Source organism: Curtobacterium sp. AC273 (genome assembly GCF_979253735.1).
Genome location: NZ_CEEDDU010000010.1, coordinates 36,055 through 59,110, shown reverse-complemented (window position 1 = coordinate 59,110; position 23,056 = coordinate 36,055). Strand labels below are relative to the sequence as shown.

At 71.2% G+C, this 23,056-nt stretch carries 21 protein-coding genes and 7 pseudogenes; 13 read left to right on the top strand and 15 right to left on the bottom strand.

Annotated elements, in window-relative coordinates; translation table 11 throughout:
• Positions 1–47 precede the first annotated feature (47 nt).
• Entirely contained in the window at positions 48–413 is a 366-nt protein-coding gene (locus ACZ8AI_RS18130; protein ID WP_464859314.1) for an SdpI family protein, read from the bottom strand.
• A 227-nt stretch (positions 414–640) separates the two neighbouring features.
• On the opposite strand from ACZ8AI_RS18130, the gene ACZ8AI_RS18125 reads away from it, so the two are divergent.
• Positions 641–1,459 (top strand): aldo/keto reductase, encoded by an 819-nt coding sequence (locus ACZ8AI_RS18125; protein ID WP_464859313.1) that lies wholly within the window; start codon positions 641–643, stop codon positions 1,457–1,459.
• 369 nt (positions 1,460–1,828) lie between these two features.
• On the opposite strand, the gene ACZ8AI_RS18120 is transcribed toward ACZ8AI_RS18125, so the two are convergent.
• Positions 1,829–2,374 carry a hypothetical protein gene (locus ACZ8AI_RS18120; protein WP_464859312.1) on the bottom strand — a complete coding sequence of 182 codons (546 nt, stop codon included), beginning with the start codon at positions 2,372–2,374 and terminating at the stop codon, positions 1,829–1,831.
• A gap of 160 nt (positions 2,375–2,534) precedes the next feature.
• On the opposite strand from ACZ8AI_RS18120, the gene ACZ8AI_RS18115 reads away from it, so the two are divergent.
• Both ACZ8AI_RS18115 and ACZ8AI_RS18110 read left to right on the top strand, forming a co-directional pair.
• Positions 2,535–3,341, top strand: a complete 807-nt coding sequence (locus ACZ8AI_RS18115; protein ID WP_464859311.1) for a hypothetical protein — start codon at positions 2,535–2,537, stop codon at positions 3,339–3,341.
• 61 nt (positions 3,342–3,402) lie between these two features.
• Positions 3,403–3,924 (top strand): ribonuclease H family protein, encoded by a 522-nt coding sequence (locus ACZ8AI_RS18110; RefSeq protein ID WP_464859310.1) that lies wholly within the window; start codon positions 3,403–3,405, stop codon positions 3,922–3,924.
• Between the two features lie 88 nt (positions 3,925–4,012).
• On the opposite strand, the gene ACZ8AI_RS18105 is transcribed toward ACZ8AI_RS18110, so the two are convergent.
• The 3 genes and pseudogenes from ACZ8AI_RS18105 to ACZ8AI_RS18095 form a co-directional block, all read right to left on the bottom strand.
• Complete coding sequence (locus ACZ8AI_RS18105; RefSeq protein WP_027465939.1) at positions 4,013–4,264, bottom strand: DUF6458 family protein; 252 nt, start codon at positions 4,262–4,264, stop codon at positions 4,013–4,015.
• Positions 4,265–4,330: 66 nt separating this feature from the next.
• A complete protein-coding gene (locus ACZ8AI_RS18100) occupies positions 4,331–4,855 on the bottom strand; it encodes an N-acetyltransferase family protein (RefSeq protein WP_464859309.1) in 525 nt (174 codons plus the stop codon).
• Between the two features lie 10 nt (positions 4,856–4,865).
• Positions 4,866–7,438: pseudogene (locus ACZ8AI_RS18095) on the bottom strand (DEAD/DEAH box helicase).
• A gap of 77 nt (positions 7,439–7,515) precedes the next feature.
• On the opposite strand from ACZ8AI_RS18095, the gene ACZ8AI_RS18090 reads away from it, so the two are divergent.
• A complete protein-coding gene (locus ACZ8AI_RS18090; protein WP_464859308.1) occupies positions 7,516–8,580 on the top strand; it encodes an LLM class flavin-dependent oxidoreductase in 1,065 nt (354 codons plus the stop codon).
• 469 nt (positions 8,581–9,049) lie between these two features.
• On the opposite strand, the pseudogene ACZ8AI_RS18085 reads toward ACZ8AI_RS18090, so the two are convergent.
• Together ACZ8AI_RS18085 and ACZ8AI_RS18080 are read right to left on the bottom strand one after the other, a co-directional pair.
• Positions 9,050–11,518: pseudogene (locus tag ACZ8AI_RS18085) on the bottom strand (beta-glucosidase).
• Between the two features lie 38 nt (positions 11,519–11,556).
• Positions 11,557–12,825: an MFS transporter gene (locus ACZ8AI_RS18080; RefSeq protein ID WP_464859307.1), complete on the bottom strand. Its 1,269-nt coding sequence runs from the start codon at positions 12,823–12,825 to the stop codon at positions 11,557–11,559.
• Between the two features lie 132 nt (positions 12,826–12,957).
• Here ACZ8AI_RS18080 and ACZ8AI_RS18075 point away from each other — a divergent pair, with 132 nt between their 5' ends.
• From ACZ8AI_RS18075 to ACZ8AI_RS18065, 3 genes and pseudogenes are all read left to right on the top strand, one after another.
• The gene (locus ACZ8AI_RS18075) at positions 12,958–13,266 is read left to right on the top strand and encodes a TetR/AcrR family transcriptional regulator (RefSeq protein ID WP_464859306.1); all 309 of its coding nucleotides are present in this window, start codon (positions 12,958–12,960) and stop codon (positions 13,264–13,266) included.
• Positions 13,257–13,547 (top strand): TetR family transcriptional regulator C-terminal domain-containing protein, encoded by a 291-nt coding sequence (locus tag ACZ8AI_RS18070; protein ID WP_464859337.1) that lies wholly within the window; start codon positions 13,257–13,259, stop codon positions 13,545–13,547. The genes ACZ8AI_RS18075 and ACZ8AI_RS18070 overlap by 10 nt, the downstream gene beginning before the upstream one ends.
• Positions 13,548–13,619: 72 nt before the next feature.
• A pseudogene (locus tag ACZ8AI_RS18065) lies at positions 13,620–14,132 on the top strand (NAD-dependent epimerase/dehydratase family protein); the annotation flags it as partial.
• Positions 14,133–14,270: 138 nt separating this feature from the next.
• Here the strand turns inward: ACZ8AI_RS18065 and ACZ8AI_RS18060 are convergent.
• Together ACZ8AI_RS18060 and ACZ8AI_RS18055 are read right to left on the bottom strand one after the other, a co-directional pair.
• The gene (locus ACZ8AI_RS18060; protein WP_464859305.1) at positions 14,271–16,208 is read right to left on the bottom strand and encodes a DUF7059 domain-containing protein; all 1,938 of its coding nucleotides are present in this window, start codon (positions 16,206–16,208) and stop codon (positions 14,271–14,273) included.
• Positions 16,205–16,597, bottom strand: a complete 393-nt coding sequence (locus ACZ8AI_RS18055; protein WP_464859304.1) for an ArsR/SmtB family transcription factor — start codon at positions 16,595–16,597, stop codon at positions 16,205–16,207. Before ACZ8AI_RS18055 ends, ACZ8AI_RS18060 begins: the two co-directional genes overlap by 4 nt.
• Positions 16,598–16,731: 134 nt before the next feature.
• Between ACZ8AI_RS18055 and ACZ8AI_RS18050 the strand changes: the two are divergent.
• Together ACZ8AI_RS18050 and ACZ8AI_RS18045 are read left to right on the top strand one after the other, a co-directional pair.
• Positions 16,732–16,932: pseudogene (locus ACZ8AI_RS18050) on the top strand (MFS transporter); the annotation flags it as partial.
• Positions 16,933–16,996: 64 nt separating this feature from the next.
• Positions 16,997–18,046, top strand: a complete 1,050-nt coding sequence (locus ACZ8AI_RS18045) for an MFS transporter (RefSeq protein WP_464859303.1) — start codon at positions 16,997–16,999, stop codon at positions 18,044–18,046.
• A gap of 133 nt (positions 18,047–18,179) precedes the next feature.
• Here the strand turns inward: ACZ8AI_RS18045 and ACZ8AI_RS18040 are convergent, their stop codons facing one another.
• On the bottom strand, positions 18,180–18,296 hold the full coding sequence (locus ACZ8AI_RS18040; protein ID WP_464859336.1) for a hypothetical protein: 117 nt from the start codon (positions 18,294–18,296) through the stop codon (positions 18,180–18,182).
• Positions 18,297–19,047: 751 nt separating this feature from the next.
• Between ACZ8AI_RS18040 and ACZ8AI_RS18035 the strand changes: the two are divergent.
• From ACZ8AI_RS18035 to ACZ8AI_RS18020, 4 genes and pseudogenes are all read left to right on the top strand, one after another.
• Positions 19,048–20,088 (top strand): annotated as a pseudogene (locus ACZ8AI_RS18035) (LLM class flavin-dependent oxidoreductase).
• A 146-nt stretch (positions 20,089–20,234) separates the two neighbouring features.
• A complete protein-coding gene (locus tag ACZ8AI_RS18030; RefSeq protein ID WP_464859302.1) occupies positions 20,235–20,639 on the top strand; it encodes a hypothetical protein in 405 nt (134 codons plus the stop codon).
• Between the two features lie 100 nt (positions 20,640–20,739).
• A pseudogene (locus ACZ8AI_RS18025) lies at positions 20,740–20,817 on the top strand (DUF2510 domain-containing protein); the annotation flags it as partial.
• A 58-nt stretch (positions 20,818–20,875) separates the two neighbouring features.
• The gene (locus ACZ8AI_RS18020; RefSeq protein ID WP_464859339.1) at positions 20,876–21,094 is read left to right on the top strand and encodes a hypothetical protein; all 219 of its coding nucleotides are present in this window, start codon (positions 20,876–20,878) and stop codon (positions 21,092–21,094) included.
• 360 nt (positions 21,095–21,454) lie between these two features.
• Here ACZ8AI_RS18020 and ACZ8AI_RS18015 read toward each other — a convergent pair.
• The 5 genes and pseudogenes from ACZ8AI_RS18015 to ACZ8AI_RS17995 all read right to left on the bottom strand — a co-directional run.
• Positions 21,455–21,520: pseudogene (locus ACZ8AI_RS18015) on the bottom strand (tyrosine-type recombinase/integrase); the annotation flags it as partial.
• Positions 21,521–21,560: 40 nt separating this feature from the next.
• Complete coding sequence (locus tag ACZ8AI_RS18010) at positions 21,561–21,887, bottom strand: tyrosine-type recombinase/integrase (RefSeq protein ID WP_464859301.1); 327 nt, start codon at positions 21,885–21,887, stop codon at positions 21,561–21,563.
• A gap of 19 nt (positions 21,888–21,906) precedes the next feature.
• On the bottom strand, positions 21,907–22,068 hold the full coding sequence (locus tag ACZ8AI_RS18005; RefSeq protein ID WP_464859300.1) for a hypothetical protein: 162 nt from the start codon (positions 22,066–22,068) through the stop codon (positions 21,907–21,909).
• Between the two features lie 165 nt (positions 22,069–22,233).
• A complete protein-coding gene (locus ACZ8AI_RS18000) occupies positions 22,234–22,353 on the bottom strand; it encodes a site-specific integrase (RefSeq protein WP_464859299.1) in 120 nt (39 codons plus the stop codon).
• A 244-nt stretch (positions 22,354–22,597) separates the two neighbouring features.
• Positions 22,598–22,840, bottom strand: a complete 243-nt coding sequence (locus ACZ8AI_RS17995; protein ID WP_464859298.1) for a DUF1349 domain-containing protein — start codon at positions 22,838–22,840, stop codon at positions 22,598–22,600.
• Positions 22,841–23,056: the final 216 nt, after the last annotated feature.

Here is a 23,056-nt window from a genome sequence, read left to right as displayed (position 1 = left end):
CGCGCCCGAATTCCTCCACGGATCCGACTCTTCGGGGCGAACGAGACTCAGTGCCCTTGACGGTCTCCCGATCCCCGGACGGCACCATCTTCGGCGTGACGCGCGGCGCGATGCGCGACAACGGCTCCGCCGATCAGCAGGAAGAGGCCACTCGCCATCCCGACGAGGAGTCCCGGCTCGGCGATGCTCGGAGGCGCGGCCATGGTCAAGATCCCCGCGCCGCCGAATGCCAGGGCAGTGCCGTGGAGCCACGGACGTGCCGCTCGATGGCCGGCCGTCCAGGTCGCCTCCGTCTTCATGACGGAAGCGATGCGGATCCCTGCACCGCCGTTTCGTCGCAGGACTCCTCGAGCAGCGAGTTCTCCGACGAGGGACACGATGACGCCGCTGCAGGTCAGGGCGAGTCCGGACAACAGCACACGACGAGTGAACTATCCAGCCAGGCATCCGTCAAGTATCAAATCGTGGATATACATGCTCGGTGTCGGACCCTGCACCCACGCCACCTGGTCGAATCGGGCGTAGCGGGTCGGTTCTTCTCACCAGGTACGCCCCGAAAGCACCAGGTACCCCCCGACGGAAACGGACGAGCCGGCCTGGAGGCGCGGCGCACCCCCGCCACGATCGGCAGGATGGGTGCATGGTCACCTCAGTCCCCCTCCGCGACGGCGCCACGATCCCCGCGATCGGCTTCGGCGTCTACAAGGTCGACGACGGCGAGGCGGAGACCGCCGTCGGTCTGGCGCTCGACTCCGGCTACCGGCACGTCGACACAGCCGAGATGTACGGCAACGAGACCGGCGTCGGGAAGGCGATCCGTGCCTCCAGGCTCGACCGTGACGACGTCTTCGTGACCACCAAGGTGTGGAACGACCACCAGGGGCGCGACGCGACCCTGCGGGCGTTCGACGGCAGCCTCGAGCGTCTCGGACTCGACGCGGTCGACCTCTACCTGATCCACTGGCCAGCCGCCGCGAACGACCGCTACGTCGACACCTGGCGGGCACTCGTCGAGCTGCGCGAGTCGGGCCGCGCACGCAGCGTCGGGGTCTCGAACTTCCAGGTGCCGCACCTCGAGCGGATCATCGGCGAGACCGGCGAGGTGCCGGCCGTCAACCAGGTGGAGCGGCACCCGTGGCTGCCGCAACGCGACCTGATGGACTTCCACCAGCGGCACGGCATCGTGACCGAGGCGTGGTCGCCGCTGGGACGCGGGCGACTCATCGACGAGCCGGTCCTCACCCGCATCGCCGACGCGCACGGGGTGAGCGTCGCGCAGGTGCTCGTGCGGTGGAACGTGCAGCAGGGCGTGGTGGTGCTGCCGAAGTCCGTCACACCGTCACGGATCCGGTCGAACCTCGACGTCGACGGCTTCGTGTTGAGCGACGACGACCTCGCGGCGATCGCGTCGCTCGAGTCCGGGCAGCGGACGGGATCGCACCCGGACTCGGTGGCCTGATGGGTGAGCTGGATCCGCAAGGGGTCGCACGCGAGCAGTTGCGGCCCGGAGAGCACCTGTACTGGGCGGGCACGAGCGACCCGGCGAAGCTCCTGACCGGGCGGGACGTCTTCCTCATCCCGTTCTCGCTGTTCTGGACCGGGTTCATCGCCTTCGCATTCGTCGACGCCGTCCGGAACGGCAACGCCGGCATCGGTGTCCTCATCCCCGCGTTCATGTCGATCATCGGCCTGCACCTCGTCCTCGGGCGCTTCCTCGTGAAGATCCATCGGAAGCGCACGACCGTGTACGCCGTGACGGACCGCCGTGCGCTGGCCATCACCCCCCGAGGCTCACGCGAGGTCCCGGTCGGCCGGACCGACCGCACGATCACGTGGAGCGGCGGGCGACGCCATTGCTCCGTCGAGTGGAACTCCGGCGCACCGTCGGGCATGGCCGTCTTCTCCGGATGGGCTGCGACCGCTCCGGATCTACGCCAACACCGGGCTCGACGGACTGTTCGGCCCGCAGGTGTTCGCGTTCTGGGACGTCCGCGACGGCGAGGAACTCGTGCGGGAGCTCGACCGGGTGCCGCGCTAGCCCTTCCGGTCCTCCTCGGACTGCCACGGCAGGTTGAGGTCGCCCGGCTCCGGCATCGACGTCGCCCGCGTCGTCAGCACCCCCGGTCCCCGGTGCCGCGACGATCCGCGAGGGGTCGATGCCGTCCTCCTCCAGGTCGGCTCGATCGCGCTGCTGGGTCTGCGACGCTTCCGTCTCCCGCTCGCTCGACGGGCTGTAGGAGGTGTCCGCCGCGCGCTGCTCCCGCTCCCCCGAACCCTGCTCGTCGTCGTGTTGCGTCCGCTCGCGCAGGGCGTCGGTGCGGGCTCGGTCGTCGGACGGTTCGGGGCCGGGTGCGTTCGGGATGCTGTCGCTCATGGCACGGACGGTAGTCCGTGGGTCCCGGGGTACCAGTTCGGTCACGACGTCCGGGTCGGGGCCGGGATGCTCGCTACGATCTCGGCGAGGGGGAACGACGATGCAACGAGCAACGACGCGACGGGGACGCACGGCCACGGCGCTGGCCGTCGGGACGGTGGTGACGGGGCTGCTGCTCACCGGGTGCACGGCGTTCGGTGGGGACGACAGCGTGCCGAAGCCGACCCGGCAGGCCTCGGTCGACGGCGGCGGCGGGACGCCTGGGCCGAACGCGACGCCCGGCACCGAGCAGGCCAGCTCCGATCAGGCCTTCCCCGAGGGGACCGTCGTCGCCGAGACCGAGGCAGTGTCGAAGAGCGGTGACACCCGGATCCACGTGCGCGTCGTCGCCGACGACCGAGGGACGTTCGAAGCGGAGTTCTCCGGCTACCACACGACGGAGCCGCAGCCGATGACGGTCGAGTTCCGGCGGAAGGCGGCGTACGGCGACTACTGGGACAACCAGGCGATGGGGCAGGCGACCTGGGACGTCGCCGGGCCGGTCCCCACCGGCGTGACCCTGCGCACGGCTGGGCAGCACCCGGACTTCCTGCACGACGTGGTCCTGGTCCCCGCTCCGTCCGGCAACGGCGACGACGCCGAGCGGCCCTGGGTCGGGTCGGTCCTCGGGCTCGGCACGCTCGATTGGAAGATCCCGAACCCGTTCCCGGACATGCGGGTCACCGTGGGGAAGGCCCGTCCCGGCGCCTACGGGTACGTGTTCGACCGGGACGGCGAGCACTACGACGGGCAGCACGGCACGCCCACGCGGTACCAGGTGGCCCACGGTGACGACCAGACGACGGTCGCGAAGCGCTTCGGGATCACCGTCCCGGAGCTCCGCTGGCTGAACCCGACCATGCAGATCGGGAACGACGGCTGGATCTACGAGGACACCGTCCTCGACCTGGACCCGGCCGCGCGCTGAGCGACGGGGGTCGGTGCCGTCCGTTACGGTTGACCAGCACTCGCACCAGCAGGAGGTCCCCGTGACGATCGTCGCCGCAGCAGACGGCTCAGCCCTCGGCAACCCCGGCCCCGCCGGATGGGCCTGGTACGTCGACGACGACCGGTGGGCAGCCGGCGGCTGGCCCCGAGGAACGAACAACCAGGGCGAACTCACCGCCGTGCTGCAGCTCCTGCGTGCCACGAAGGACACCGGCGAGCCGCTGCACATCCTCTGCGACAGCCAGTACGCCATCAAGGCCTGCACCGAGTGGCTCGCCGGCTGGAAGCGCAAGGGCTGGCGGAAGGCCGACGGCAAGCCGGTCCTGAACGTCGAGATCATCAAGGAGCTCGACGCCGAGCTGCAGGGCCGCAAGGTCACCTTCGAGTGGGTGCGCGGCCACATGGGTCACGAGATGAACGAGGCCGCCGATGTCCGCGCCCGCGGTGCGGCGACGGCGTACCAGCAGGGCACCGACGTGCCGCACGGCCTGGGCTGGCCCGGTGTCGAGGTCACCGAGCCGGCTGCGCTCCCCGAGGCGACCCCGCCCGCGACCCTGTTCTGACCAGCGCCGCGACGTTCTGGAGCAGCGCCGCAACGACCTGAACGCCCGCCGCGTCCGGTCGAACGACCGACCGCGGCGAGCGCGTCACTCAGTACGTGCCGTCGCGGCGGTCCTGCCGCGTGATCTGTTCCCCCGACGCCGGGTCGACGCCCGAGCGGGTGGTCGTGGTGGTCCGGCGTCCGCCGAAGGCCACGGCGAGGCTGATGATGAGCAGCACGACGCCGGCCGCCATCAGGATGTAGCCGATCAGTCGCAGGTCGATGCCCGCGAGCTGGATGTTCAGGGCGAACGCCACGATGGCGCCGATGACGATCAGGGCGATGCTCGATCCGATGCGCACGGTGGGGTGTCCTTCGATGGCCCCGCGACCGGGCGGCCCGGGGCTGGCGTCGAACCTACCCGGTCGTCAGGCTGGCCGTTCCCAGAGCGCCACGGTGCTCTCGAGGTGGTCGTACCGGTACGGCTTCCGTTCGCCCGTCGGCTCGTAGCCGAGTGCCCGCCAGAACGGTTCCGCGACCTCCGCGTTCGTCGCGACGATGCCGAGCCGGAGCCGCGCGACTCCCGGTGCTGAGCGGGCACGATCGACGACGGCCTGGTGCATCGCCGCTCCGAGCCCTTCCTGCTGCCGGTCGCCCCGCACGACGAGCAGGCCGATGAAGGCGAACGACGACGACGGGTACCCGATCAGCACGTCCGCGAACGCGACCAGCTGTGCGCCGTCCCACAGTCCGATGCCGTACTTCCCAGAGGCGTCGCGGCCGCCGACGCCCGGACCGCCGGCCCCGAACCCGTCCGGCACCGACAGCAGCGCGCTGAGCCCGTCCGACGGCCCGGGCGGGTACCCGGTGATCCGCTCGGCGTAGTCGGGGACGCTCTCGAGCAGCCCCTGCAGCGCATCGACGTCGTCCGCGCCGAGGTCACGCACGGTCACCGCCACGGGTTCAGTCCACGTCCACTTCGGACCACCCGTCGAACCGGCCGATCTCGGTCACCCGCACGACGGCCTCGCCCGCTTCGTCCGAGGCGTCGAGGTCGATCGTCGCCGAGAACCCGAAGTCCCGGTCCCCCGACGGGTCGGCGAAGGTCTGCCGCGCCCGCCACACGCGCGGGCTCGACGCCGCGCCCGTCTCATCGAGCGCCAGGTACTGCATCGACCGGGCGTCGGCATCCGTCCCGACCTCGTCGTGCGACTCGTAGCCACTCCTCGAGCACGGTGTCCCACGCGGACCGGTCGAACCCGTCCTGCGCGTCGAGCTCACCGAGACCGTCGGGGTCGTCCGCGGCGGCGAGCAGGACCCGCTGGAACAGCGCGTTGCGGACGAGCACGCGGAAGGCCCGCACGTTGCCGGTGAGCCGCGCGGGCTGTGGCGGCGCGATCTCCTCGTGCTCCTCAGCGGCGAGCAGCACGTCCCCGTTCATGAGCGCTTCCCACTCGTCGACGAGCGAGGAGTCGGTCTGCTTCCACGACCTCGCCGAGCCACTCGATCAGGTCGTCGAGCTCCTGGGTTCGCTGTTCCTCGGTGATGGTCTGCCGCATGGTGCGGTAGGCGTCGGACAGGTAGCGGAGCACGAGCCCCTCGGACCGGGTGAGCTGGTAGAACCGCACGAAGTCACCGAAGGTCATCGCCCGCTCGTACATGTCGCGCACGACGGCCTTCGGGGACAGCTGGAAGTCGAGGACCCAGGGCTGTTCGGCCGCGTACGCCTCGTACGCGGCCCTCGAGCAGCTCGTTGAGCGGCTTGGGCCACGTGACCTCCTCGAGCAGCTCCATCCGCTCCTCGTACTCGATGCCCTCGCGCTTCATGCGGGCGACCTCTTCGCCGCGCTCCTTGAACTGCTGCTGCGACAGGATCGCTCGCGGGTCGTCCAGTGTCGCCTCGACGATCGAGACCATGTCCAGCGCGTAGCTGGGGGAATCGGGGTCGAGCAGCTCGAACGCGGCGAGCGCGAACGGTGACAGCGGCTGGTTGAGCGCGAAGTTGGGCGCGATGTCGACCGTGAGTCGGTAGGCGCCGTCGACCTTCTCGATCACCCGCGCGTTGATGAGGGTCCGGGCGATGACGAGTGCCCGCCGGGCCATCGCGAGCTGCCGAGCCCGGGGCTCGTGGTTGTCGTAGACCAGCGACCGGACGTCCGCGAAGGCATCCCCTCCACGGGCGACGACCGAGAGCACCATCGCGTGGGTGATCCGCATCCGCGACACCATCGGTTCGGGCTCGGCGCCGATCAGCCGCTCGAACGACGCCTGCCCCCAGGAGACGAACCCCTCGGGGGCCTTCTTCCGCTTGATCTTGCTCTTCTTCGGGTCGTCGCCGGCCTTGGCCACGGCCCGGGCGTTCTCGATGTCGTGCTCGGGGGCCTCGGCGACGACGTCACCCTCGGTGTCGTACCCGGCTCGTCCGGCACGTCCGGCGATCTGGTGGAACTCGCGCGCGGACAGCTGCCGCATCTTCGTGCCGTCGAACTTGGTCAGCCCGGTGAACAGCACCGCGCGGATCGGCACGTTGATCCCGACGCCCAGGGTGTCGGTCCCGCAGATCACCGGCAGCAGTCCGCGCTGGGCGAGCTGCTCGACGAGCCGTCGGTACTTGGGCAGCATGCCGGCGTGGTGCACGCCGATGCCGGCGCGGATCAGGCGGGACAGGGTCTGTCCGAAGCCGGCGCTGAACCGGAAGCCCACGATCGCCTCCGCGATCTGGTCACGACGCGCCCGATCAGCGACGCGAGCCGACATGAGCGACTGTGCACGTTCCAGCGCCGCGGCCTGCGCGAAGTGCACGATGTAGATCGGCGCCTTGCCCTCCTCCAGCAGCCGCTCGACGGTCTCCTGCACGGGCGTCATCACGTACTCGTACGCGAGCGGCACGAGGCGCGAGACACCGGTCACGCGGGCCGTCGGCCGTCCGGTCCGCCGCGACAGGTCGTCGGCGATGGTCGTCACGTCGCCGAGGGTCGCGGACATCAGGAGGAACTGCGCCCGCTCGAGCACGAGCAGCGGCACCTGCCAGGCCCAGCCGCGGTCGGGGTCGCCGTAGAAGTGGAACTCGTCCATCACGACGACGTCGACGTCGGCGTCCGACCCCTGTCGGAGCGCGAGGTTCGCCAGGATCTCGGCGGTGCAGCAGACGATGGGTGCGTCGGCGTTGACGCTCGAGTCGCCCGTGACCATGCCGACGTTCTGGGCACCGAACAGGTCGACGAGCTGGAAGAACTTCTCCGAGACGAGCGCCTTGATCGGTGCCGTGTAGTAGCTGCGCTTCCCCTCGGCGAGCGCCGCGAAGTGCGCTCCGGCTGCCACGAGCGACTTGCCCGTGCCGGTGGGGGTGCTGGAGCACCACGTTGTTGCCGGACACGAGTTCGATGTAGTGCTTCGTCCTGCGCCGGGTAGAGCGGGCGACCCCCTTCGGCCGCCCAGGCGGCGAACGCCTCGTAGACCTCGTCGGGGTCGACGGCGCCGCCGTCGGCCGCGGGGAGCGCCGCGACGAGCGGTGGCAGGGTGGTGACGTCCGTCATGCGTCCATCCTCCCAGGTGACACCAGGACCGACTGGAGGCGCGGTGCGGGGCCGCCACGTGCCTCCAGTCCGGATCGGTGCCGGACCAGCGCGCTTGTCGATACGCGCGCACAGACTCGCGTCGTGCGCGAACTCGGCTTCCTCTCCTTCATCCCGAACCACGGCGGTACCGCCGGCGCGGCCCCGCGCTCGAGGACGGGCTCCGCCTGTTCGAGACCGCCGAGGCCCTCGGCTACGGCACCGGCTGGGTCCGGGGGCGGCACTTCGAGCCGTTCCTGACGAGCCCGATGACGTTCTTCGCGGCGGCGGCGCAGCGGACCAGCACGATCGGCTTCGGCACCGCCGTGCTCGGCATGCGCTACGAGGACCCGGTGCGCCTCGCCGAGGACGCCAGCACGGTCGACCTGCTCAGCGGCGGTCGCGTGCAGCTCGGCATCAGCACGGGCATCGCCGGCTACGGACCGATCCTCGACCCGGTGTTCGGCGCCTCGGAGCGCAGCTTCCGCGACGAGGCCGAGGCGCGGGCCGCACGCCTGCTCGAGGTCCTGCAGGGCGAACCGCTCGGAAGCGCGGGCAAGGGCTACGAGAGCATCCCCGCCGGTGCCGACCTGACGCTCCAGCCGCTCAGCCCGGAGCCCGGAACCGCGTCTGGTGGGGCGGCGGCCAGCATGGGAACCGCGGTGCGCACGGCCGAGAAGGGCCTGCTGCTGCACTGCTCGACGCTCAACACCGAGGACACCGGCGCACCCTTCGCCGAGGCGCAGGCGGACCAGATCGCGGCGTACCGCGAGCGCTTCGCCGCGTTGCACCCCGACCGCACGTCGAAGGTCGCCGTCGGCCGGATCGTCGTGCCGCTGCTCGACGACCACGACCGCGCCGTGCACGAGGAGTTCCTCACCGGGTACGCCGCCGGCATGGACGACGAGGGTCGCCCGCTGTCGGGCACGCCGCCGTTCCGGTTCAGCACGGTGCTCTCCGGCGAGCCGTCCGCGATCGTCGACGCCCTGCTCGCCGACCCGGCCGTCACCGCGACGGACGAGCTCGTCATCACCCTGCCGGCGAACGGCGACGCGGCGTCCCACGAGCGCATCCTGCGCATCGTCGCCGAGGAGATCGCGCCGGCCGTCCGCGTCGCGGGCTGAACCGCGGTCGACGCGGGCTGAGCCACCATCGAGGGGGCCGACGAGACTCCCCACGAGGACCAGGGCATCCGGCTGGGCCCGCGCCGAGGTTGGTGAGTCCCCGGGAGCCCGGCCGGATGACCATCTCGTCCCTGATCCGCACGGGATGGTGCACTCATCGTTCCACCTACCGAGCGGTTTGTCACACTGACTTGCGGTTACTGGCCGGGAAACATGACGATCGATCACCCGTTTCTCCAGCGCCGCAAGAAGTCAATCGGTTGACGTGAGGAAAAACGAATGCGTCCCCGCGCGGACGCGGGACGCATTCTTGACGCACCGGGGCCACCAGGGCTCCATCGGCCGGATCAGGAGACCGTGTCGCACGCGTGGCGACCCCGTTCTCGGTGCGCACGCCGACGGTAACCAGCCGCCTGGCGCAAGTAGATGCTACTGAATGAAGATCAGGTCAGCGCGGAAACCGGACGAATCACTCCAATTCGAGGGCCACTGTCCCGGATACGTCAGCAACCGACGCACCCACGTGCAGTGTGAAGGCGCCCGACTCGTACTGCCACGAGCCGCCCCAGTGCGCGAACGCCCGCGCCGGAACGTCGATCGAGACCTCGGTCGACTCCCCCGCGCCGAGGCGGACCGGGGCGAACCCGACGAGCCACCGCACCGGACGGTCGACGGCGGAGTCCTCCCGCGAGGCGTACACCTGCACCACGTGCTTGCCGGCCCGGTCGCCCGTGTTCGCCACCGTCGCGGTCACGATCACCGCGTCGCCCTCGCGGACGGTCAGGGTCGCCGTGACCCCGTCGATCGTCCAGGTCGTGTAGCCGAGGCCGTGCCCGAACGGGTACGCCGGCTCGGCGCCGGCGCGCAGCCAGGCCCGGTAGCCGATGTGCACGCCCTCGTCGTACGCGACCTTCCCGTCGACCGGGGTGACGTCGAGCACGGGGACGTCGGCCATCGCCACCGGCCACGTGGTGGGCAGGCGACCGCCGGGCTCCTGCGCGCCGGTGAGCACGTCGGCGAGGGCGTTGCCGTACTCCTGCCCGCCGAACCAGGTGAGCAGGACCGCGGCGACGTCGTTCCGCCACGGCATCTCCACCGGCGACCCGGCGTTGACGACCACGATCGTGTTCGGGTTCGCGGCGGCGACGGCACGGACCAGGTCGTCCTGGTGCCCGGGCAGCGCGAGCGAGCTGCGGTCGTAGCCCTCGGACTCCACCTTCGAGTTCGTGCCGACCACGACGACGGCGACGTCCGCACCGGTGGCAGCGGAGACGGCGGCGTCGATGAGCGCCGCCGGGTCCTCGTCCGAGGGCTCGGTGCCGAACTGGTACGCGAGCACCCCGCCGAGCGTCTCGTCCTGGATGACGTCGTACTCGATCCGGATCGCCATGTCCTGCCCTGCGGTCACCGACACGGGCACCGAGCGCGCCGGCGGGTTGAGGAACGCCGCGCCGAGCTGGTCGCCCTCGAACGGCACGTCCTCGTCGAGCACGAGCTCCCCGTCGATCCACATCCGCGACCGGCCGGCCGCACCGATGCCGATCCGCACGGTGCCGGTCGACTCGGCGGTGTAGGTCGTGGTGATGTCGAGCCGGTCGGCCTCGCGCGTGGGGGCGTCGCCGCCGAACCAGAACAGTGCCGTCGCGCGGCGGTCCTCGACGAACAGCTCCTCGCCGTCCTTGACGAACGCGACCCGCGCTCGGGCTCACCGGTGCCGGGGTTCGTGATGGTGGACAGCGGGAACTCCGCGATGCCCTCCTGCACGACGGCGCCGATCGCGTAGTCCACGCTCGCCCCGGGGAACGCCGAACGGATGCCGTCCAGCGGCGACACGACCTGCGACGGCACGACCGTGGCCGAGCCACCGCCCTGCGTGCGGGCCTGGTCGGCGTTGTGGCCGATCACCGCGATGCGCGAGACGGCGGGGGCGTCGAGCGGCAGGACACCGGTGTTGCGGACCAGGACGGCGCCCTCGGCCTCGGCCTCGCGCACGAACGCGATGCCGTCCTCGACGTGCACCGGGGACGCGGCGACGGGCTCGAAGCCCTCGAGTGCGCCGACGCGGGCGGCCAGGGTGAGGATCCGGCGGACCTTGCGGTCGATCGCCGCCATCGACACCTCGCCGGACTGCACGGCGGCGAGCAGCGGCCCTTCGCTCCACCACGGGTTCGGGCCGGGCATCGCGACGTCCTGCGACGCTTTCGCCGAGTCGACCGAGCGCACGCCGGTCCAGTCGGACACGACGATGCCGTCGAAGCCCCACTCCGAGTTGAGCGGCGTCTCGAGCAGGTCGTGCTCCGACGCCGTGACGCCGTTGATCGCGTTGTACGACGACATGATCGCCCAGGCGTGCGCCTCGGCCACGGCCTTCTCGAACGCGAGCAGGTACAGCTCGCGCAGCGCACGGTCGGAGACCTCGGTCGAGGCCGTGAAGCGGTCGGTCTCGTAGTCGTTCGCGATGTAGTGCTTCGGGGTGGCGGCGACACCGTTCTCCTGCACCCCGTCGACGTACGACGCCGCGAGGTCACCCGTGAGCACCGGGTCCTCGCTGAAGGCCTCGAAGTGCCGGCCGCCCAGCGGCGAGCGGTGCAGGTTGATGGTCGGGCCGAGCACGACGTCGACGCCCTTGCGGCGGGCCTCGACTGCGGCGGCGGCGCCGTAGCGCTTCGCGATCGCGCGGTCCCACGACGCACTGAGCGCGGTCGCGGACGGCAGGTTCAGCGACGGGTTGCGCTCGTCCCACACCTCGCCGCGGACACCGGAGGGCCCGTCCGACATCAGGATCCGGCGCAGCCCGATCTTCTCGATGGGCCAGGTGGTCCAGAAGTCGCGCCCGGTGAGCAGCTGCACACTTCTCGTCGGTGGTCAGTTGGTCGACGAGCGCGTCGATGCGCTCGTCCGTACTGGAGGCAGCGGTCACGTCGTTCACGGTAGTCACGGTGGTCGGTCCTTTCGTTCAGAGCCTGGGAAGCATGGTCAGCGCACGCCGCGGATGCGGGACACCGAGACGATGCCGAGCAGCCCGACGACGGCGCCGGTGATGAAGAAGCCGCTGTAGCCGCCGGTCAGGGCGATCACCCCGGGGGCGGCAGCGGGCACGATCGACTGCGGCAGGGCCTGCGCGATGTTGACGACGCCGAGGTCCTTCGCGTTGTCCTCGTCGGACGGCAGCACGTCGGTGATGAGTGCCAGGTCGACGGCGTAGAAGACGCCCATCCCGGCGCCCATCACGAACTCGCCGACCAGGACCATGCCGAGCGACGGCGCGAGAGCGATGATCACGAGCCCGACGACGCCGACGATGCCCGCGACCGCGACGAAGAGCTTCCGGCGGCCGAGCTTGTCGGACAGCCAGCCGGCGACGAGCGACGTCAGGACGATGCCGACCACGTTCCAGAGCGTGCCCTGGAACACCGCGTTCGCCAGGTTCGAGGCGTTCACCCCGATGTCGTCACGGAGGAAGTAGGTCAGGTAGCTCACGGCCGTGTACTGCGCCGCGACCATCATGAAGCGCGTCAGCCAGGCCCAGCCGAGGTCGGGGTGCTTCACCGGGTTGAACACGAACGAACCGAAGAGCTGCCCGATGCCGAGCCGCGAGGTCGGACGGTTCGGCAGCACACGGTCGCGGAAGAGCAGCGCGTAGAGGACGACCACGACCGAGCCGATGGCGCCGGGGACGATCATCTGCGTCGCCGAGGTGGAGAACAGCTGCACCAGGAAGGTCCCGCCGACCAGCGCGAGGTTCTGCGCGAGCCCGAGGAGCGCCGCCACGCGACCGCGCTGGGACCGGGTGACGTGGTCCGGCAGGACGGCGGTGAGCGCGGCGATGGTCGCGTTGTAGGCGATCTGCGCGACACCCCAGCCGATCACGAGCACGACGGTGGACGACGTCGTCGCGACGACCACGAGGGCCGCGAAGCCGACCACGGTGCCACCGATGATCCACGGACGACGCATGCCGAGCCTCCCGGCGGTCCGGTCGCTGAACCGACCGGCCAGGGGGTTGGCGACCATCGCGGCGAACGCGCCGATGCCGAGGGCCAGGCCGAGGACACCGGCCTGGTTGTCGGGCGCGATCTCGGCGACCTTGAGCGCCATGGCGACGAGCACCGGCGGCAGCAGCGCGATGTACAGGCCGAGCATCGCGATCGGCATGCCGAGCGTGTACATCAGCGGTCCACCGCGGCCGTGGGTCAGGGCGACCGCAGTCGGGGTGTCGGAAACGGTCAGGGCGTCGTTGGCCACCCGCAGCCTTCTCTCGGGTACGCCACCGACGTCGGTGACTCGCACGCCTCCGTCGGCGGCTCCGGCCACCGTACCACCAAAACCAACTACCGCTAGGTTTTGCGGATCGACGGCGGGCGGTAGGGTCCTGCCATGGCACGACGGGGTTCGTACGCGAAGGGCATCGCGAAGCGCGAGGAGATCCTCACGGTCGCGCTCGACCTCGTCGCGCAGCAGGGCTTCCGTCGCACGAGCATCAAGGACATCGCCGACGCGGTCGGCCTGACCCAGGCCGGGCTCCTGCACTACTTCGACTCGAAGGACGAGCTCTGGGTCGAGATCCTCCGGCGCCGTGACGAGATCGACCTCGCGCACGACTGGCACGCCGAGGACCCCGCTGCCCTGCTGGCGGCGATCGTCGGCACAACACCGAGGTTCCCGGGCTCGTGCAGATGTTCGTGAACCTGTCCGCGGCTGCAGCGACCGACCCGGAGCACCCGGCGCACGAGTACTTCCGCGAACGCTACGAGCGCAGCCGGCGCGACCTCTCCGCCGACTTCCGCGCCATGCAGGAGGACGGTCGGCTCCGCGCCGACGTCGACCCCGTCGAGCTGACCAGCGTGCTGCTCGCGGTGTCCGACGGCATGCAGATCCAGTGGCTGTACGACCCGACGCGCGACATGGCGCAGCACGTCGAGCTGGTCGCGCGGCTCGCGATCGCGCAGACGGTCGCGTCGGCCTAGCCGGGAGGCGCGGCGAGCCCCGACGGGCAGGTACCGCCAGTGCCTGGTTGCGTCCAGGGCGCGCACGGCAAGATGGGGCTCCCGACGACGATGTGGAGTGACGCGATGACGCGTGTAGTGGTGACCGGTGGCAGCGGCAAGCTCGGACGAGCGGTGGTGCGCGACCTCGATGCGCACGGGTACGACGTGGTCCTGGTCGACCGCGTGCCCTCCCCCGACAAGCCCGAGCGGGTCCAGTTCGTCCGCACCGACCTGACCGACCACGGCCAGGTCCTGAACGTCCTGCTCGGCGTCGACGACCGGTACGACCACGTCGACGCGGTGGTGCACCTGGCGGCGGTCCCGGCTCCCGGGCAGGTGCCCGACGTCGCCCTCATCACGAACAACGTGACGTCGTCGATCAACGTCTTCCACGCCGCACGGGCCGCGAAGATCAAGAACGTCGTGTGGGCGTCGAGCGAGACCCTGCTCGGCATCCCGATGGGCGAGCACCACCCGCCGTACCTGCCGGTGGACGAGGACTTCGCGGTCCGCCCGCAGTCCTCGTACTCCCTCGGCAAGGCCGTGGAGGAGGAGATGGCTCGCCACTTCACCCGCTGGGACCCTGAGCTGAAGATGATCGGCCTGCGGTTCTCCAACGTCATGGACGAGTCGGACTACCCGGCGTTCCCGTGGGACGCCAGCCCCGAGGCGAAGACCTTCAACCTGTGGTCGTACATCGACTCACGGGACGGCGCCCAGGCCGTCCGGAAGTCGCTCGAGGCGGAGCTCACCGGCTTCGAGGCGTTCGTCATCGCGAGCCCGGACACCGTCATGGACACCCCGACGATCGAGCTCGTCGAGCAGTTCGTGCCGGACATCGAGCGCCGCGCGGACATCGACGGCGTCAGCTCGCTGCTGTCCTCCGAGAAGGCGCGCGAGCTGCTCGGCTACGCCCCGAGCACACCTGGCGCAACCACCGCGCCTGACGCCCGCCCGCCGGTCCCGCCCCGCCCCGCCCCGCCCCTTCCGCAAAACGCAACGTCGGCGGTTGCTCGCAGCGACACAGCCCTGCGAGCAACCGCCACAGTTGCGTTTTGCGGGCGGGGGCAGAGTCGAGGCGGGGAGCAGCAAGCCGTCGAGCACGAGGTCACGGGCGCGTGGCAGCAGGTCCGCCGTCAGCGCCCCCTCGTCCGCCCCGGTGATCTGGGCGATCGCGCCGATGATCGCCGCGACGGACAAGTCACCGTCGCACGCACCGACGAACGCGGCGAGCGCCGTGTCCGCGTCGACCCGTCGGCCGAACCCGCCGCCCTGCACGAGCGTCATCACCGTGGGGTCGTCGTTGCCCGGCCAGTAGAAGCGTTCCTCGGTCACGTCACCGGCGACGCGGAGGTGCGCCGCGGCGAGCGCCTCGTCGTCGTGCGCGCCGAGCCAGGCGGCGGCGTCGAGGACCCGGGCGACGGTCGCGCCGAGCCCCGCGGGGTTGGAGCCGAGCGTCTCGGGGACGCGCTCGAAGCGGCGGAGGCAGGACGTGCCTCCCGGCCGTGGCTTCCGGACCACGACGTAGCCGAAGCCGACGCCGGTCACCCGCCGATCGTGGAAGTCGTCGAGCCACGCGTCGACCAGACCGTCGAACTCGGCGGTGCCGGGCTTCGTACCGCCGTCGCGGATCCACGTCTCGGCGTACGCGGCGGGGTCCTGGCGTTCGCGTTCGATGACCCAGACGTCGAGCCCGGTGTCGGCGAACCAGGCGCGCACGCGGTCGAGCCCGTCGGAGCCCCAGCGGTACTCCCAGTTGCCGAGCAGCTGGGCGGTCCCGCCGGGCTCGAGGTGGTCCGCGAGGCCCCGGAGCACGGTCTCGACCAGGGTGTCACCGACCATGCCGCCGTCGCGGTACTCGTACGAGGGCACGCCCTCGCGGCGCGGGGTGATGACGAACGGCGGGTTCGAGACGATGCGGTTGAAGCGCTCCCCCGTGACCGGCTCGAACAGCGAACCGAACCGGAAGTCGATGCCGTCGATGCCGTTCAGCTGCGCGTTGAACCGGGCGATGTCGAGCGCACGACGGGAGATGTCGGTGGCGACGACCTCGTCGGCGAAGCGCCGCGCGTGCATGGCTTGGATGCCACAGCCGGTCCCGAGGTCGAGCACCCGGCGGACGGGCACGGGGACCTGCAGGCCGGACAGCGTCGTGGTGGCACCGCCGATGCCGAGGACGTGCTCCTCGCCGAGGGCCGTGCCGAGCGCGAGCTCCCCGAGGTCGGACACGATCCACCAGCTGCCGGCGCCGAGGTCGTCGACGAAGGCGTAGGGGCGGAGGTCGACCGCGGGGTGCACCGCGTCGGCCGTGACGCCGTAGCGCACGAGGCCGGCCGCGACGGCGGCGTCGAGTCCGGCTTCGGGGAAGGCCGCCGCGGCGTCGGCGCCGGGCGCCGGCAGGCCGAGGACGAACAGGGTGGCGAGGGTGCTCAGCGGGGTGGTGTCGCGCCCACCCAGGGCACGGAGCGCGGCGACGCCGGAGCCGCGGTGCAGCGACGCGGCTGCCTCCGCGCCCCAGAGCGCGTCGAGCCGGTCGACGGTGAAGCCGGCGGCGGTGAGGTCGTGACGAAGCGCCTCGGTGACCGCGGGTTCCGCGACGATCGTCGGCAGGGTGTGCACCAGGGCCGGTCCGCCGCTCACGCGGGGACCTCGTCGCGCATCAGGGCCGCGGGGACCTGCCAGGCGAACACGAGGTCGAGCAGACCGGGGAACCGCTGCTCGGCGTCCTCGATGCGGGCGCGGCTCGAGCGGGTGAGCCCTTCCTGGTGCTGTTCGAGGAGCCCGGCCTCGCGCAGGACGCGGAAGTGGTGCGTCAGCGTGGACTTCGGCCGGTCGATGCCGACCCAGCCGCAGCTGCAGATCCGCCGGCGGCGTCGACCAGGTAGCGGTGCAGGATCGCGAGCCGGATCGGGTCGCTCAGGGCGTCCATCACGACCGGGAGGTCCATCTCCGCCACCGACGGTTGCGGCGGGTGTTCGGGGGCTTCCACGTGCGCGGGCATGGACGGGACGCTCTACCGTTCCCCTCACAGTACGACTTGCGTCGTACAGCCATCTCCTGTACCAATGCAGTCGTACATCAGCGTCCCGAGGCGCACGAAGGAAGGGGCGCCCATGGCGCAATCCAGCTCGCTCTGGTCGCCGGGTTCTGGATCCTCGCGGCGATGCTCCTGGTCTCGGTCGCCTCGTCGGCGGTCCCGTCGCCGATCTACCCCGTGTACGCCGCTGAGTGGCACCTCACCCCGCTCATGCTCACCGGCGTCTTCGCGATCTACGTCGCCGGACTGCTCGCGAGCCTGCTCGTCGCCGGTCGCCTCTCCGACCACGTCGGTCGGAAGCCGGTGCTCGTCGTCGGCGGGCTCGGCGTCGCCTCTCCCTCGGTCTGTTCGCCGTGGCGGACGGCGTCGCGCGCTCATCGTCGACCGCATCGTGCAGGGCGTCTCGGTCGGTCTGCTCATCGGCGCGCTCGGTGCCGCGCTCATCGACAACTCGCTCGAGCGGCACCCCGCGCTGGCCGGCGTGCTGAACGGCGTCATCCCGCCGATCACCCTCGCCACCGGAGCACTGTCGAGCGGCGCCCTCGTCGAGTGGGGTCCCGCGCCCGAACAGCTCGTGTACGTCCTCTTCGGCGCCCTGCTCGTCCTCATGGTGATCGCGCTCGTGGTCGTCCCCGAGCGCGTCACCCCGACCCGGGCGCTCCGTTCCCTGCGCCCGCGCATCAGCGTGCCCCGGACCTCGCGTCGCCTGTTCCGCAGCGTGGCCGGTTCCCTCGTCGCCAGCTGGGCCCTCGGCGGGATGTTCCTGTCACTCGTCCCGTCCGCCCTCGGCGCCGTGTTCGGCATCGAGAACCACTTCGCCGCCGGCGCGCTCATCGCCGTCGTCACCGGTGTCGGTGCGCTCACCGGGCTCACGATCCGGCGGATGGACGCCCGCAAGGCCGTGCTGATCGGCCTCGTCGCCCTCGTGCTCGGACCGGTCGTCACCGTCGCGTTCGTGATGGCACTCCTCCTGCCGGGCCTGGTGATCGGCAGCGCGATCGCCGGCGTCGGCTTCGGTGCCGGGTTCCAGGCGCCGCTCCGAAGTGCTGCTCGCGACCGCGGCCCTGACCCACCGCGCGGGGCTCCTGTCGACGATCTACGTCGTGAGCTACCTGGCGTTCGGTGTCCCCGCCGTCATCGGTGGCCTGCTCGAGCCCTCGATCGGCCTCGGTGCCCGTCATCGCCGGGTACGGCGGGTTCATCGTCCTCGCCGCGGTCGTCGCCCTCGTGCTGCAACTCACGTCGAAGGAGGCCGCCACCGTCGAGGAGGCGGCCGCGCCGGCCGCCGTCGAGCGCACCGCCACCGGCACGATCCGGGTCGCCCCCACCGACTAGAGCGCGCCCGCCGTCCGGCACCCCGCCGCCCGGCACCCGCCGTCCGGCACCCGTTTGGTGCGAGGTTGACCACATGGTGCGAGGCCACAGCAGCCGCACGGAGTGATCAGCCTCGCACCAGCTGATGGCTAGTGCCCCGGCCGCGCCGAGTTCGTCCCGCGAGCGCGAGCGCGCACCCGACGATCCGCGCGGCGCCGGTGTGCGCAGCGTCGACGTCGGCCTTGCCCCAGTCGGCGGCGTCACGCAGACGCTTCGGTCCGTGCCGCTTCGCCCAGTCCCAGAAGCGGTGCAGCTGCCGCCTTGAGCCACACGATGATCTTGTGGAAGAAGTGGAACTCGCTGGCCAGGACGGTCAGACCGATGAAATACGAGCGAAGCCAGCCCGGGCCCGGCCAGGGGCACCAGGATCAGTCCGATGATGACGACCAGCCCGCCGACGATCCCGATGAGCACCTTGTAGAAGAGGTGCACGTACGGAGACGCGCGTCGGATCCAGGCGCGCATCGAGGTGCGAACCACTGGAAGCGCTGACGAGGAGCGTCATCAGGCCGGACTCGACGGCTCGCTCGTTCCGGGTCGCCTTCCATGCCGAAACGGTAGGGCTCCCGGCTGGGAATCCGCGGCGCACGCGGTGGACACACGGGTGCGCATGACGGGAGGTGCGTGACGGCGCCGACTCGCGCCTCCCGTCCGTCAGGTCGTGACAGCCTGGAGGCGCGTCATGCGTGTGCAACACACGTCGCGGCCCAGCAGGACGGCGGCGAGACGGGCCTCCGGGATCGGCTCCCCGCCGACGGCGCACCGCCCGTAGGTGCCCGCGTCGAGCCGCGCGAGCGCGGCGTCGACCAGACGGATCCGCTCGCGCGCGTCGTCACGGACCGCCCCGAGCGAACCACGCTCCCACGCCAGCGTCGCGCCCTCCGGGTCGTTGCTCGTCGTCCGAGTTGGCGTCCTGCCGGGCGTCGCTCACGTCGCGCATGCTCCGCTCGACGTCGGCGAGGAGCCACTCGTTGCGTGCGTTCGGCGTCGAGAGCCGCGCGGGGGTCGTCCATGCCGGACACGGTAGTCGCGAGGAATGGCTCCGGCGTCGGATGCGTTCGTATCGACATGACCAAGATCGGGTTCCTGTCATTCGGACACTGGCGCGACGTACCGGGGTCGAAGGTGCGCAGCGGGCGTGAGGCGCTCGTGCAGGCAATCGACCTCGCGGTCGCCGCAGAAGGAGGCGGGCGTGGACGACTCTACTTCCGCGTCCGCACCACTTCGCGCCGCAGCCGGCCGGCACCGTTCCCCTGCTCTCGGCGATCGCCGCCCGCACCAGCCGCATCGAGATCGGCACGGGCGTCATCGACATGCGCTACGAGAACCCGCTCTACATGGCAGAGGAGGCCGCGGCGACCGACCTGATCTCCGGCGGACGACTGCAATTGCTCGGCGTCTCCCGCGGGTCACCCGAGACCACCCTCGCCGGTTACCAGCAGTTCGGCTACGTGCCGGACGCCTCCGACGAGAACGGCGGCGACATGGCGCGGTCGCACACCGACGTGTTCCGCCGCGCGATCTTCGGCGAGCCGATGGCGAACGCGAACCCGCAGATGACCGGCTCGGTCAAGGTCCTGCCGATCTCGCCGCTCTCCGACGGCCTCGGCGACCGCATCTGGTGGGGCGCGGGCTCCCGCGCGACCGCGGAGTGGACCGCTGAGCAGGGCATGAACCTCATGTCGTCGACGCTCCTCACCGAGGACACCGGCGTGCCGTTCGACGAGCTGCAGGCCGAGCAGATCGAGCGCTTCCGTCGAGTGTGGGCGGAGTCGGGCTGGGAGCGCACCCCGCACGTCTCCGTCTCGCGCAGCATCATCCCGATCATCGACGACGAGTCCCGGCACTACTTCGGCGTCCGAGCCCAGGTCGAGGGGCAGGACCAGGTCGGACACCTCGACGGCGGACTCGCCCGCTTCGGCCGCTCGTACATCGGGTCGCCCGAGGACCTCGTCGCGGAGCTCGCGGCGAGACCAGGCCGTCCGTGCCGCCGACACCGTGCTTTCGTCACGCGTGCCGAACCAGCTCGGCGTCGACTTCAACGCCCGGCTGCTCGCCGCGGTGAAGGACGTCTTCACCGAGGTCGACGCGGCGCCCGTCCCGGCCTGACCGACCAGGTCGCGGCCGTGGGGGTCGTGCTGGAGGGTCCGAACCTCGTCCACCTCGCGCGCGGGCACCCGCATGTGGGTGCAACGAACCCACTTCAGCCTGACCGGCTCGGCGGAGGTGTCCGGCGACGAAGTACTCCAGTTCGCTTGCTCTCGGCGGACTGGAACGTGGCGCACGACTACGCGGCGCCGTTCCCCGGGCGCAACACCGACGGCCACGTCGCCGTGCACGGACGGTGGACCCTGCAGAGCATCACCGCCGGTTCGTTCGAGCGGACAGCCGTCGCCGAAGGCGGCCGTGTCATCCGGGAGGTGGTCGGCCGAGCAGGACTGGACCCGACCCCGGACTTCCGGCAGCCCGAGGAGGTCGTCCATGGCCTCGACGACGTGATCGACGGACTCGGCTTCAGGGCCCTGTACCGGCTGCGTGACCCCGGTCCCGAGTGCGAGCACGACTACGGCTGGGTGACGGGCGGCAACGGCTTCCACGAGTTCGTCGTGATCGACCGTAGCGCGCGCCGGGTGTCGGTCGTGGTCGCCTCGGACGACTGACGGTCCCCCTACCCTGCCGGCACCCGGGATGGGACTGTGGCGGCTCCTCGCGCACCCGTAGCGTCGAGGAGCACCATCCGCCGCACCTCGAGGAGCACCAGTGACACTGCCGGCCGCCGGCTGGTTCCCGGACCCGCAAGTACACGCCAGTCGCCTGCGCTGGTGGGACGGTCACGCCTGGGGGAGCGGCGACCCGCGTGCTGCCGAGCCGCGCGGAGTCGATCGTGCCGGTTGTCGTGACGCCGGTCGGGCCGTCGTTCTCCGTCCAGCCCTCGGTGGTGCAGACCGTGTCGTGGGCGTCCGGCGGCTCGCGGGTGCACCGTGTCAGCGTGTTCTCGTCGCTGGCGGTCCTGCTGGCGGCGGCCTCGGTCATTGTTCAACCCCTGGGGGCGCTCTGCAGCGCAGTGTTCGCGGCGCTCTTCTGCGGGGTCGTCGGGATTGCTCCGTCCGGGTAGCGACGGGCGGCTGGCGAGTCGTCGCCCGCAGCGCTTCGGCGAGCGCCCTCGTCGTGGCCGTGGCGACGGCCGCGGTGGCTGCATCGACGCAGTTCCACCTGTTCCTGAGTCGTCGCTCGCCCGCGCGGACGATCGTCGAGGGCGCAGAAATCGTCCGAGGTCGATCGAGACCAGCACGACGATTCCTGCTCCCTCGACGCGAGGACGCTCGACGCACGACAGCGGCGCCCGCCCGCGCCAGCTACCGCCGCGCCCGCGGGTGCGACGTCTGGTACACGTCGCCGGAGCATGTCCGCCGTCAGCCATCGTGTAGATCTGCGTCGTCGCGACGCTCGCGTGCCCGAGCGGCTCCTGCACGACCCGCACGTCGGCCCCGCCCTCGAGCAGGTGCGTCGCGAACGAGTGCCGGAAGGTGTGCGGCGACACGTGGTCGGCGAGCTCGGCGCGTGACCGCTCGCCGCCTGGATCACGAGCCAGGCACTCTGCCGCGATAGCCGCGCTTCCCCGAGCACCGAGGAACAGTGCCGGTGTGGAGGTTCCCCGCGCGGCGAACACCGGTCGCGCCCCGCACCAGGTACGCATCGATCGCCGCCCGGGCGAAGCTGCCGAGCGGCACCACGCGCTGCTTGTTGCCCTTGCCCGGTGAGCCTTCACCACGGCGAGGCCCGTCAGCATCCGGCGCCGAGTCGTCCGACAGCGTCGTCACGTCGTCCACCGACAGGCCGACCGCCTCGGAGATGCGCGCCCCCGTGGCGTAGAGCAGCTCGAGCAGGGCCCGGTCGCGCAGCTGCACGGGGTCGTCGTCGAGGAGGTCACCCGCCGCTCCCGAGCAGCCGCTCCATGTCGTGCACGGAGATCGCCTTCGGCAGCCACATCGCAGACCTTCGGCGGTCGCACTGGACGCGCCGGGGTCGAGCGGGAGCCAGCCCGCCGCGGCGGCGAGCGCCGTGGACGACCGGACGGAGCCTGAGCATCGGGCAATCGACCGCCGTGCGAGGGGGCCCGACGGCCGGGTCGCCAAGGTATCTCGACGAACCCCGCGAGGTCAGCGCGGGCGATCCGGGCACGACGTCGTCGAAGCAGCGGCCGCGCCCCCGGCTCGGTCTGGCCCGTCGGAGGTCGACGACCAGTGCCATCGCTCAAACCAGTCGGCGAACATCGGCGAGATCGCGCCGGTACGCCGACAGGGTGTGCTGCGAGAGCCCACGCTCGATCGCGATGTGCCGCAGGTACGTCTCCGTCGCGCGGTCGAGGGGCATCACGTCACGAGGCTAGCCGCAGAACGACCGAACCCTCACCGAGAGCGACCCCACCCGCTCAGTGCAGCGACCCGTCCGGCTCGCCCACCCGGTACCCCGTGAACGCCACGGTCAGCCCGGCCCGCGTCGGCGCGGCGCACAGCAGCCCCGCCGACACCACGGCATCCAGGTCGAGGTACGCGACCCACTACGAGCCGCAGCTCCTCGCCCTCCGCCCACGCCCGCACCATCATCGGCGTCGCCGTCACGACTCGCTCGGACCGTCACGACGCGTCCGGCCCACTCGGCCACAGGCGCCACCGACCAGTCCGAGAACTCCCGCGTGACGACCGCACCCAGCTTGCGGCACGCCGTCCGAGAACTCGACCCCCGCCTTGATCCACGTGTGGTCGTCGACGCGGAGGAACACCCCGGCCTGGTCGAACTGCTCCGTGTAGTCGAGGACGAACGACACCTCGACCGAGGACCGTCCGGCGATCGGCTGCAAGCAACGCGTGCTAGGAGTCGTGCACGAACCCGTACGAGGTGGTCCGCCAGGCATCGCTGCCATCGACCGCGGTGACCACCAGGACGTCGCCGTCGAGCGTCACCGCTTCCGGCTCGTGCGTCCGACGTCCCGACGTCGAGCAGCAGTCCCGCAGCCCCTGCGCAGCCGACTTCGCCCGCTCCGCTTCCCGCGCGCTGCTCGATCGCCTCGACGGCG

Coding starts and splice junctions, on each gene's coding strand:
- ACZ8AI_RS18070 (WP_464859337.1), top strand. CDS start 13,257: ATGTTCGTGAACCTGTCCGCGGCTGCAGCGACCGACCCGGAGCACCCG.
- ACZ8AI_RS18005 (WP_464859300.1), bottom strand. CDS start 22,068: ATGCTCAGGCTCCGTCCGGTCGTCCACGGCGCTCGCCGCCGCGGCGGG.
- ACZ8AI_RS18120 (WP_464859312.1), bottom strand. CDS start 2,374: ATGAGCGACAGCATCCCGAACGCACCCGGCCCCGAACCGTCCGACGAC.
- ACZ8AI_RS18125 (WP_464859313.1), top strand. CDS start 641: ATGGTCACCTCAGTCCCCCTCCGCGACGGCGCCACGATCCCCGCGATC.
- ACZ8AI_RS18000 (WP_464859299.1), bottom strand. CDS start 22,353: ATGCCCCTCGACCGCGCGACGGAGACGTACCTGCGGCACATCGCGATC.
- ACZ8AI_RS18075 (WP_464859306.1), top strand. CDS start 12,958: ATGGCACGACGGGGTTCGTACGCGAAGGGCATCGCGAAGCGCGAGGAG.